The organism is Paenibacillus sp. FSL R7-269 (assembly GCF_000517865.1).
In the GTDB taxonomy this organism is placed as follows: Bacteria; Bacillota; Bacilli; order Paenibacillales; family Paenibacillaceae; genus Paenibacillus_AQ.
The window spans coordinates 112,791-124,318 of sequence record NZ_ASPS01000028.1 but is presented as its reverse complement, the minus strand read 5'-3'; the positions used below and the strand labels follow the sequence as shown (position 1 = coordinate 124,318).

The window sequence follows — 11,528 nt, the reverse complement described above, 5'->3', positions numbered from 1 at the left end:
TTATCGCCGCCGCCATTATCGCCGCCGCCGTTATCGCCGCCGCCGTTATTGCCGCCGCCGTTATTGCCGCCGCCGTTATTGCCGCCGCCATTATCGCCGCCGCCGTTATCGCCGCCGCCGTTATCGCCGCCGCCGCTTACCTCCATCGTGTGGCGGGCATACAGATCGAACCGGTCAAATGCCGGTGTGTACTGGCGCGGGACCGCAGTGTATGGCGTGAAGCCTTGTGCGCCGCTTCCGCCATAAGGGTTGGAGCCGCCGTTGTACGTATTGTTGTTCGAGAAGCGGATCGTGTTGACGCCTGCCTTCAGCTCCACATCCAGTGTCTGTGTGGCGAACTGCTGCCAGGAGATGGTGTTCTTGAAGTAGACCGTCTGCGGTTCGCCGCCGTTGACGCTTACTTGCACATAGCGTTCAACGACATCATTGTTGTAAGCATGGGTTCCCGCACTTTCACCGTTAGCATAAGTGACCACCAGCTTGTAGGTGCCTGCCTTAGGCACGTTAATGTCCCCAAGCTGCAGATAACGCTCTGCTCCGTCGTAGGAGGTGATGCCGTTCACATATTTGCCGCCGGAGGCGTATTTGGCGAACGCATCCTCCCGGATGAGCGGCAGCTCGGAACCGGCTGGTGTTCCAACCACTGTTGCCGCCTCAGCCTCCACAGAATATAGAGCAGTCTTACTTACAAAGGCTGCATTAATGTAATCCAGACTAAGCGCCGCGCTGGAGCGCACGTCGATCAGGTTAATACCTTTCCTTAGGAAGACTGGAGCTTTGGCATCCTGCCATTGCCCGTTCGTATTCACAACAGGAAGATCAACCAGAGGCTTACGGTCATGGGCAAGCTGCAGCTTCCCGCTGTCCGCAGAGGCGTAACGTGCCGTCAGCTCATACATCCCGTCTTCCAGCACGCTGACAACGAACCGGGTGTTGGCCTCCTGGCTGCCGCCGTAGCCGCTCACATATCCGGCCCCCTCGAAGCCTTCCTGGCTAACGGCCCGGGACAAGCCCTGCTCTGAATCATATTCGGCGAATTCCGCCTGCACACGATAATTCGGAAGTGCGCCAGGCAGCCCGTTATACGTCAGCTCGATGGCATCCAGAGTGGATTCGCCCTGGCCCGCTTCTCCCGTATCCGGGTTGGTTCTGCTGATGCCGATGGAATGAGTGCCTTGCGTCAAATCGGCGAATATCGTATTGCCGCCAAGCAGCTGCATGTTGTAATCTGCACGCAGAACTACTTTGGTGGCCGGCAGACCGTCAATCTTGACGAACCATTCCGAATTGATCCGCTGATTGGCATCACCCGTATTCGATTGATTGCGCAGCGAAGCGGTTGCGCCGCTGCCGCCAATCAGATCCAGGCGGTAATTTCCGTCTGCCGGTATGGTCACCTCTGTCCATTTCACGAGGCTGTCCGCAGCCTTGATGCCTGACACATACTGGCCGTTCGAGGCGGAGCGTCCAGTGCTTTTACGCGGATAGTGATCCGTTGTGGCTACATTGGTCTGCACCTGCGCATTCTCCGCCTCGAAGCGCCTTACGAAGGTCTCCTGCGGAGCATGAGTGACGGCCGGAGTGATGACTGCATAATAGGCTGAGGTGTAATCATTCAGGCTTACATCCAGCGTGACCGAACCATTCTTGACCGGAACATTGCGGTCCAGAATCTGTGTAGGCTCCACCAGGAAGCCGGTCAGGCCGGTATAGCCCGCATAGAATACAGTGACATGCACCTCTTCAGCTCCTGCCAGGAAGGAAGGGCTGTTCCCGTTACCGGTGACGTTGTTGAACACGATTTGACCGTCTCCTTGGGTCCCGCCGAAGGCGATACTGACCTGCTGCTTCTGGTCTTGAATCGAAGTTAACCCGTACAGGCCGGGGCCGAAGGCGTCATTCTCAGCTCTGGCGTTGATCACATTGACCTTGGCCATATCGCCGCCCATCATGTCGGCATACCATTTGTAGAGCCACCATGCCCCGTTCGGCTCGTTCTGCCCGGCGAGTAGGGACCCGTAGGAGTTGGCAGTATTCCAATACGGCAGCATGCTGTTCATTTTCAGCTCATCGTAACGTGCGATGTAATGGACAAGCGAGCCGCCCACAGCGATCTCTGAAGTGGCTGCATATTCATTGATATCGACTTTGAGCGGGAAGGGAAGAGGGCGGTCCGGGTACAGCTCTTTATAGCGCTGTAAGGACTTCGCTTCCACGGCCCGGAAGGTTGTGACGTTCGAGGCCGCCTGATTGAAAGCTTTGTCCCACAGCATATGCCAGCTGATAATATCGGGCAGGCAATCATTCTCCACACAGAAGGGAATGAAATCCTCGAATACTTTAGCCCCGTACTGGGTCAGATTCACGCCGGAAATCACGGCCCCGGGATCGATTTCTTTGATCTTCTTGACTACGGCAAGCCAGTCGGCATTGAACACGGCTCTGGAGGTTCTCCCCGTCTGGCTGTCTGACAGCAGCTGGGGATAACGGGTGTTGTTCTGCTCAGGCTCATTGAACGGAATATAGATGAATTTCGCATCCGCATCCCGTCCCGGATTCGCCGCCTCCCATTGATCCTTGTAGGCCTTGACTGCCGTTGTGATCGGAATGACCGCTTCCTGGATATATTCCTCTGCCGTTCTGGACGGATAATACCAGTGCTGGTAATAATCCTGCATGACGATATTTACGGCTTCCCCGCCAGCCTCGAAGAAATAATCCGACACTCTGAGCGCATCGCCGGTAGGATGCTGGATGCCGTTGGGCGGCTTCTGGGAGATATGTGAGGGCTTGATCGGAATCAGCGTATTGATATCCGGCACGTTAGGCTCACTGATGGCATAGAGCGCACCGGAGGCCCCGTGGTATACAGGTCCGAGCGAGCGGTCGGCGAGATCGACCGTTATTTTGGCCGGATTGGTTACCACAACCTCTTCATGCTTGGTTGATGTATATAACGCGCTGACCTGGCTGGCCGTGAGCTGGACATTGTAGATTCTCAGGTCGTCGAATTTCCCCTTGATATCTCCATCCGAAGTATAGAGCGATCTGCCGAACGCATTGAACTTCAGGGCGTCCAGATAGTCGCGCGAGAAAAAGTGCTGCAATACCGAAACCATCGTCGCACCTGATGAGCTTTTGCTCTGATCCAGACCCTTGATGCCGACCGGGATACCGTTCAGATAGACCTCATAAGCCCCGCTGCTGGTCAGGGTGACGGTCACCTGCTGCCACTTGCCTTTGGCCGGGTTGCGGTTCCAGACGATATCGCCTTTGTAACTGGCAATCTGGCTTGGATTCGTGCCGGTATAGATCCGGTTGCTGAACGTGCCGTCCCCGGCGATGATAATGAACTCGGAGTCCTGCCAGCCGCTTACTCCGGCATTCGTCAGCCCCTTCTCGGCAATTGTGGAGGACAGCAGACGGTTATAGGCGTTAGCCGAAGAGTCGATGTTAGCCCAAAAGGAGATGGACAGCTCATCCTTGATTCCGCTGTAGAGCTGATCTGGCAGCTTCAGCCAAGCGGTTCCGTTGGCGCCGCCGGGCAAGGAGAGGACGTCTCCGCGCTGGTCGTCGTAGACAATGGCAGCTACTCCCTTCAGCTCGGCGCGTTCGGCGGCCGCATTGGGGTAGACGCTGTTCACCACCGTGGTGCGGTCAAGCACCTGCCCGGAGCGGAAGCTCCACTGGAACAGCGGGGCCGCTTCAGAAGCGGTCTTCATCTGGACTTGCTCCGGCACAGTCTCCTGAACAGGAGCAGCCTCAGGCAGTGCAGCTGCCTCCGGCTCCGCCGGGGAAGCGGGCACTTCATCGGAATCAGGTGCCGTAACCGGATCAGTCACTAACTCCGAATCAGTCACCCATACAGAATCCGCTACTGGAACCGGGTCTGCGGTCGAAACTGTGGAAGCGCTTGCTAAACTGGAGGGCAGGAGAGTCAGAATTGCCAGTATAGATATCAGTGAACGCTTAAGATATAGCCTCAATAGATACTCACCTCTTTTGTTTTTTTAGGATACCTTTACCTAATGTCCTTATGTGCTTCCGGTGATGATCGTCTGTACGGCTTGCCGGTAGTGATCTCTAGCACATGCAACAATTCTCTATACCTTCGCTCCGCTATCTCCGCATAGGCACCGCAACCTCCCTGTCATTGCTGCTTCGCTTCACCGAGAATGTTAAGGGAATGACCCATACTATAAAATCAAGCTTTTTTACTGTTTTTGTTCCTTTCTTTACGTGTCTGGGTTACCGCCTGGAGCGGGCAGCCGGGGAAGCAGAAGTGGAAACTGCAGAATTCTTCCAGACCTTCCTCCGTAATCCCCCACATGTAAAAAAGGGAACGAAAAGAGTAAAAAAAAGACATGCAGAGCAGGGTGGCGGGAAAGCAGCCGGGAGTCTATCATTAAAGGTATTCCACTAACTCTGCCGCTGGAGGTTATGACTTGAAAGTACCCTTCACCTTGAAGCCCAGCCGCCGTTTTGTGAGCGTGAAGAACAAGATGTTGTTCTTTTTTCTGCTGGCCATTCTGATTCCGGTTGTGATTCTGTTCGTGAACTCCTATATCTCCTCCCAACAGATGCTTGAACGTAAATATACGGACCTGCTGGCCGATGTGACGAGACAGTCGAATATCCGCATTGAGGAATTCCTGGAGGACACGAAGCAGATCTCCCTCATCGCCAGCTACGGGATTAACAGCTACATCTCTGCTGTATCCCAGGAGAACTATCCGGTGCAGAATTTCTTGCACGACAGCTCTGTGACGAACGAACTTCAGGCCACACAGCTGCTGATGAATTACATCACGATGAAGGACCGCGCCATCTCTATCTATGTCTATAATCTGGTGAATGGCAGCGACCTCTATGTGGCCCCGAACAAGCCTGTCGATTATACCTATACCCCCCGTGCGGAGGACTGGTTCACCGAATTCCTGCGTTCCGACGATATTACGCGCGATTTGCCGACCCGGCTGGACCGGCAGACCAAGGCGGACAACAACTGGACGATCTACAATCTGCGTAAAATCTTCGATATGGAGAACGGCAAGCTGCTAGGCGTTATGGCGGTAAGTGTAGACATAGATTTCATCAACCGGCTGAACAAGCGGATGGAGGCAGGCAACCGTTCGGCCTTCACTGTTACCGATGACAGCGGCATGATTATATTCAATAACAATTATAACCTGATCGGCAAGCCGTTCAGGACACTCTTCCCGGTTCGTGAGGAAGAACTCGCCGCAGGTTCAGGCAGGCAGATTGTCCGCGTAGCCGGGAAGAACTATATTCTCATCCAATCGCCGTTCGAGGAACATAAATGGAAGACTTTTATGTACATGCCGGTGGAAGAGCTGGCGGTCGAAGGCGACATCCTGAAGCAGAACCTGTGGACGATTGCCGTTGTGCTACTCCTGTTCGCCCTGGCCAGCTCAGTGTACATGTCGAATCTGATCACCCGCCCGATCAAGCAGCTGATCCGCAATATGACGCTGGTGGAGCAAGGGAAATTCGATAATCTGCCGGCGGTCCGCTCGAATGATGAGATCGGTGTCATGGCCAGCCGCTTCGAGCAAATGTCCGCTGAACTCAAACAGCTGGTGGAGCGGATCTATGTGGAGCAGGGGCAGAAGGTCGAGGCCGAGATCCGGGCCTTGCAGGCGCAGATCAGCCCCCATTTCCTGTACAATACATTGAATTCGGTCAAGTGGATCGCCACCATGCAGCAGTCGGACAAAATTGTAGAGATGACCGGGGCGCTGATCTCCATGCTCCGCTATACCGCCAAAACGGACAACCGGCTGGTGCCGATCCGTGAGGAACTGGAGCACATCCTCCATTATATCGTCATTCAGAAGGTGCGTTATTTCAACCGGATTGAATTCCACTCTGAAGTGGAGGGGACGCTTGCGGAGCAGGAGATCCCGAAGCTGAGCATTCAGCCGCTGGTCGAGAATGCAATCTTCCACGGAATTGCCGACCAGGAGGACGGGCTGCTGTCCATCGAGGTCCGGCGTGCCGGGAATACTGAACTTACCATTACGGTAAAAGACAACGGCGCAGGCATGAGCGCTGAGGCATCAGCGAAGCTGCGCAGCAGGCTGGGCGGCGCAGAGGACAGCGGCGGCATCGGCGTGATCAATGTGCATCAGAGGGTACGCCGGTTATACGGCGATCCGTATGGGGTTTCGTTCGAGAGCAGCCCGGGACTGGGTGCGGTATTCGTAATCACCATTCCCATTCGGGACAGGAAGGAGGGCTATTGAGTATGCTGGGTGTGATTATCGTGGATGACGAGCTGCTGATGCGTATCGGTCTGAAGTCGATCATCCAATGGGAAGATGAAGGCTTCACGATTCTGGGGGAGGCCGCTAACGGGCGCGAAGCACTGGAGCTGGCCGGGACGCACCGGCCGGATCTGATTATTACGGATATCAAAATGCCGGTGATGGACGGCCTGGAGCTGATCCGGGAGGCCCGGCGGCTGGACATCAGCGGGCAATTCGTCATCCTTAGCTGTCTGGAGGAATTCCAGTATGCCCAGGAGGCGCTCCGGCTTGGGGCGGCGGACTATCTGATCAAGAGCGATATGAAGCCGCAGCAGCTGGTGCATGTGCTGGAGACGGTCAAGAAGCGGGCCGTCCGCCTCTCCGCGGGCAGCTCCGCCGGAATGCCGCCCGGCTCCTACAAGGAGAGCATCGAGCATTTGAAGGAGACGCTGTTCAAGGAAGTGCTGAGCGGCTTCAAGGGAGCCGATGAGGTGCTCGCCCGGCGGGAAGCATTGCACATCCGGCTGCCTGACGGGCCGATGGTGCTGATGAAGCTGCGGATCAACCGGTTCGACCAGCTGCGGCGCAAGTATGTGGAGCAGGACGAGAAGCTGCTGCGCTATTCGGTGGCGAATATTCTGGAAGAGATCCTGCCCCGCAAGCGGGCGAAGGAGATCATCGTTATGAATTCCGCGGAATATGTGCTGCTGCTTGATCTCGGAGAGGAAGGGCGGATTGTCCGCGCGGAGATCGAGCGCGCCGCCGCCAAGATCCAGGCGGCGATGAAGGATTTCCTGAAGCTGACCCTGTCGATCGGCGTCAGCGCTCCGGCCTCCGGCTTCGACAGGCTGAAGCGCGCATACAAGGAGGCCGACATGGCCCTGGATGCACTGTTCCTGGAGAATGGCAGCGGCCTGTGCTTCTACGATCAGGCCCGCAGCAGGCAGAGAAGCGGAGAACGGATGACCATCGACAAGTCTGCCCTGCGCAGATTCAGGCAGGATACTGAGAGCGGCAGCGGGGAGGCGATAGCCTTCCTGAACCGCTTGAAGGAGTCCTTGCTGGAGGAAGGCTGCACGAAGCAGGCGGCGCGCTTAGTCTATATCAGGATGCTGGCAGTGATTCAGTCCTGCTTCCCGGCGCTGCCTGAGCCGAACGAAGCCGGGCTGACCCTGTATGAGAGCATCCTCGGGGAGGAGAGTCTGGAGGGGCTGCACGGACTCATTACCGGTTATCTGGAGCAGTGCAGAGCGCAGATGTCGCAGGGTCATTCCTCCCGGAGCTATGCGGAGCAGGCGAGTGAGCTGATGATGCAGCTCTACGCAGAGGATATCTCGCTGCAGTCGGTGGCGGAACAGATTAACGTGAATGCCTCCTATCTCAGCCGGGTGTTCAAGCAGGAGACGGGCGAGAATTTCGTCAGCTTCCTGACCCGGCTGCGCATGGAGAAGGCCAAGAGCATGCTCAGGGACAGGAACATCAAGGTCTATGAGGTTGCCGAGCGTGTGGGCTATCCGAACACCGCATATTTCAGCAAGCTGTTCAAGAAGCTGAACGGCATGAGTCCGGAGGAGTACCGGGGCTAGATAGATTGAACTAAAAATTTAAGTTAAAGGAAAAGTGGCGGAGGGGAATTTTGGAACTGTAGGAGCGGTAGCGACCGCCTTTGTCTGCGGATTTCAACCGTTAAAAACGGTATAAAATCAAGAAATCTGCAGAAGGGCAGCGGCCGGAAGTCCAAAACTTCTCTGGAGTCACGGCTAATCCTAAAACCTAAAAAATCATTAGTTCAATTTATATAGTGGCAATTGTCAAAAAAAGAACAGAGTCTGTAAAAGAAGTGCATCCGCTGCGGGTGCACTTTTTGCCGCTTCCGGGGATTGGTCAAAAAAGGGAATGTTTCCGTAAAAAACAGCCATTCCGGGAGCGGCGGGGTTCGCCTACTATTGGAGATGCAGCAGATGCAGCATATCCTAAATGGAAGTTGGGGGTAATTCTAGTGAAGAAAAAAAGCTTAGCAGCCGTATTGTCCATCAGCTTAGCAGCGTTCGCCTTGTCGGCCTGCGGGAACGGCAACAACAGCAGCAGCAACAGCAGCAGCAACAGCAGCAATAGCACCGCTGCACCATCGCCAACCACGGCAACTGAACCGGCGGCTGCCCAGCCGGCAAGCGGAGAGAAGGCCCAGCTGACCTATGCAATCTGGGATTCCAATCAGGAGAAGGGCCTGCGGACCATCGCCGATGAATTCGAGGCCAAGAACCCGGACATTAAGGTCAACATCGAAGTGACGGGGTGGTCCGATTACTGGACGATGCTGGAGGCCGGGGCTACTGGAGGCTCGCTGCCGGATGTCTTCTGGATGCACTCGAACGAGATTTACCGCTATGCCAGCAACGGCATGCTGCTTGATCTTACGGACCGCATCAGCAAGAGTGCCGATGTGAAGCTCGAGAATTATCCAGAAGGCCTGAACCAGATTTACAATCTGAACGGCAAGCAGTACGCGGTACCGAAGGATTTTGACACGATCGGGCTGTGGTATAACAAGACGCTGTTCGATCAGGCAGGCATTCAGCACCCGGATGAGAATTGGACCTGGGATGATCTGAAGCAGGCCGCCAAGACGCTTACGAAGGACGGGGTCTACGGCTTCCTTGCCCCGCTGCATAATCAGGAGGGGTATTACAACTTCGTCTATCAGAACGGCGGAACCATTATTACAGCGGACAAAAAATCAGGCTACGATGATCCCAAGACCATTGAAGCGCTTGATTTCTATATCGGCCTGGTACGTGAAGGATTGTCACCTGAGGTCTACGGCGATGCCGAGCGTGCCGATCTGCTGAAGAACGGTAAGGCGGCCATGGGTCTGTTCGGCTCCTGGAACCTGAGCGGCTTCACGGAGAATGAGTATATGGCGAAGAATTTCGATGTGGCGGTGCTGCCGAAGAAGGAGAAGCAGGCCTCGATCTATAACGGCCTCGGCAATGCCATTGATGCCAAGACCAAGCATCCTGAAGAAGCTTGGAAGTTCGTTGAATACCTGAGCTCCAAGGCAGGGCAGGAGCGGCAGGCAGAGCTTGGCGTAGCGATCTCCGCATACACAGGCGCAGCCGACAAGTGGGTGGATTCCAACAAGACCTTCAACATCAAAGCCTTCGTGGATATGGTCAGCTATGGCGTGATCCGTCCATATTCCAATACAACGGCGGTCTGGGAAGACAAGGCGTACGAAGCACTCAAGCCTGCATTCTCCGGCAAGGTGCCGGTAGAGGAAGCCGCGAAGAATGCGGCTAAGGTGATGAATGAGAGCTTAGCGGAAGAGAAATAAGCTTGAGACATAGGATCGCGGCGACCTGAGGGTGGCCGCGGGTTTGACTGGAAATATAACGATGCGTCCCCTACAAGGACTGCAAATCCTTTTCTGCTTGAGAGGTGAGTCCATGAATCAACCCGTGAAAAGAAGAATAGGAGCTGCTACCCGGAACGAATGGTACTGGGGCTGGCTGCTGATCGCACCCACCATGCTTGGTCTGCTGGTGCTGAATTTTATTCCGATTATCCAGACCGCGTACCTGAGCTTCTTCAAGAGCGGGGATTTCGGCAAAGGCAACATCTACATCGGGTGGGACAATTACAACAAGCTGATTCATGATCCGCAGGTGTGGCATGCTGTAGGCAATACCCTGCTGTATACCCTGCTGGTCGTGCCTGCTAGTGTGGCTATCGCTATGCTGGTGGCCGTGCTGCTGAACGGCAAGCTGGCCGGCCGCTCGCTGTACCGTACGATCTACTTCATTCCGATGGTCGCTGCGCCCGCAGCGGTCACCATGGTCTGGCGGTGGATGTACAACCAGCATTATGGTCTGATGAATTATGGACTGTCCAGAGTGGGCCTTCCGGCTGTCAATTGGACGACTGATCCGCGTTTTGCGCTGATGTCCATCGCCATTATCGGCATCTGGAGCGTGATCGGCTACAATATGGTGCTGCTGCTCGCCGGTCTGCAGGAGATCCCGAAGGACTTTTATGAAGCGTCTGATATTGACGGGGCCAGCAGAGTGCGGCAATTCTTCATGATTACCCTGCCGCTGGTCTCGCCAACCCTATTCTTCGTGGTGGTGACCTCGGTCATTCAGGCGATGCAGGTCTTCGATGTGATCTACATGATGATCGATGTGACCAACCCGGCTTATGATCATACCGTATCGCTGGTGTATCTGTTCTATAATAATTCGTTCAAATACTCGAACAAGGGCTATGGCTCGGCGGTTGTACTGGTGCTGCTCACACTGATTATGATCATTACGTTCTTTCAGATGCGCGCGCAGAAAAAATGGGTCAACTACATGTAGGAGGGTACAACATGGATAATCCGAAGCGTTATAACCGTATTCTGTCCCACACTGTGCTCCTCCTGGGAGCGGCCGCAATGATTCTGCCCTTCGCCTGGATGCTGCTCACCTCATTCAAGACAGCGACGGAATCGACCTCCATGAATCCTTTCGTATTCATTCCAAGGACCTGGAGATGGGAGAATTACATAGAGGTGTGGCGGCAGAACAACTTTTTGATGCTGTACTGGAATACGTTTGCGATGATGGCTCTGCGGGTGCTGTGCGCGGTGATGTTCAGCGCGATGGCAGCGTATGCTTTTGCCAGACTAAGATTTCCGGGGCGTGACTTCTGCTTCAGTCTGGTGCTGTTCCAGATGATGGTGCCGACCCAGATCTTCATCATTCCGCAATATCTGATGGTGGATGCGCTGGGGATGCGCAATACGATCTTCGCTCTGCTGTTCCCCGGGCTGGTCAGCGCCTTCGGCACGTTCCTGCTGCGGCAGTTCTTCATGGGGCTGCCGAAGGAGCTGGAGGAGGCGGCGAAGATCGACGGCTGCAATATCGGCCAGACCTTCGCCAGAATCATGCTCCCGCTGGTCCGCTCCGGGCTGGTTGCGCTGGGCATCTTCACTGCGCTCTTCTCTTTCAAAGATCTGATGTGGCCAATGATCGTCAACACCAGCTCGGATGCAGCGACTCTCTCTTCGGCTCTGGCGAAGATTCAGAGCGCCTTTGCCGTAGACTATCCGGAGCTGATGGCGGCTTCCGTGCTGGCGATTTGGCCAATGCTGCTCATCTACATCTTGTTCCAGCGGCAATTTATCGAAGGCATTGCCACCTCAGGCGGCAAGCTCTGATGACCCGTTGACGGGAAGCAGCGGTATCCGTCAGAATAGAGGGAGAACGGCTGAAGGAG

Annotated in this window: 6 protein-coding genes; 5 read left to right on the top strand and 1 reads right to left on the bottom strand. The window is 55.2% G+C overall.

Translation table 11 applies throughout. The features are described from left to right. Window positions 1–3,860: LamG-like jellyroll fold domain-containing protein (locus C162_RS14720; RefSeq protein WP_327196381.1), on the bottom strand; the 3,860-nt coding region annotated here is incomplete at its 3' end. Window positions 3,861–4,445: 585 nt separating this feature from the next. Between C162_RS14720 and C162_RS14710 the strand changes: the two genes are divergently transcribed. From C162_RS14710 to C162_RS14690, 5 genes are all read left to right on the top strand, one after another. Further along, a complete protein-coding gene (locus C162_RS14710) occupies window positions 4,446–6,266 on the top strand; it encodes a sensor histidine kinase (protein WP_235218438.1) in 1,821 nt (606 codons plus the stop codon). Window positions 6,267–6,268: 2 nt separating this feature from the next. After that, a complete protein-coding gene (locus tag C162_RS14705) occupies window positions 6,269–7,855 on the top strand; it encodes a response regulator (RefSeq protein ID WP_036695230.1) in 1,587 nt (528 codons plus the stop codon). Between the two features lie 413 nt (window positions 7,856–8,268). Continuing rightward, window positions 8,269–9,603, top strand: a complete 1,335-nt coding sequence (locus C162_RS14700; RefSeq protein ID WP_036695229.1) for an ABC transporter substrate-binding protein — start codon at window positions 8,269–8,271, stop codon at window positions 9,601–9,603. A gap of 112 nt (window positions 9,604–9,715) precedes the next feature. Beyond that, the gene (locus tag C162_RS14695; RefSeq protein WP_036695228.1) at window positions 9,716–10,627 is read left to right on the top strand and encodes a carbohydrate ABC transporter permease; all 912 of its coding nucleotides are present in this window, start codon (window positions 9,716–9,718) and stop codon (window positions 10,625–10,627) included. Window positions 10,628–10,638: 11 nt separating this feature from the next. Further along, entirely contained in the window at window positions 10,639–11,469 is an 831-nt protein-coding gene (locus C162_RS14690) for a carbohydrate ABC transporter permease (RefSeq protein WP_036695227.1), read from the top strand. Window positions 11,470–11,528: the final 59 nt, after the last annotated feature.

Coding starts and splice junctions, on each gene's coding strand:
- C162_RS14705 (WP_036695230.1), top strand. CDS start 6,269: ATGCTGGGTGTGATTATCGTGGATGACGAGCTGCTGATGCGTATCGGT.
- C162_RS14695 (WP_036695228.1), top strand. CDS start 9,716: ATGAATCAACCCGTGAAAAGAAGAATAGGAGCTGCTACCCGGAACGAA.
- C162_RS14690 (WP_036695227.1), top strand. CDS start 10,639: ATGGATAATCCGAAGCGTTATAACCGTATTCTGTCCCACACTGTGCTC.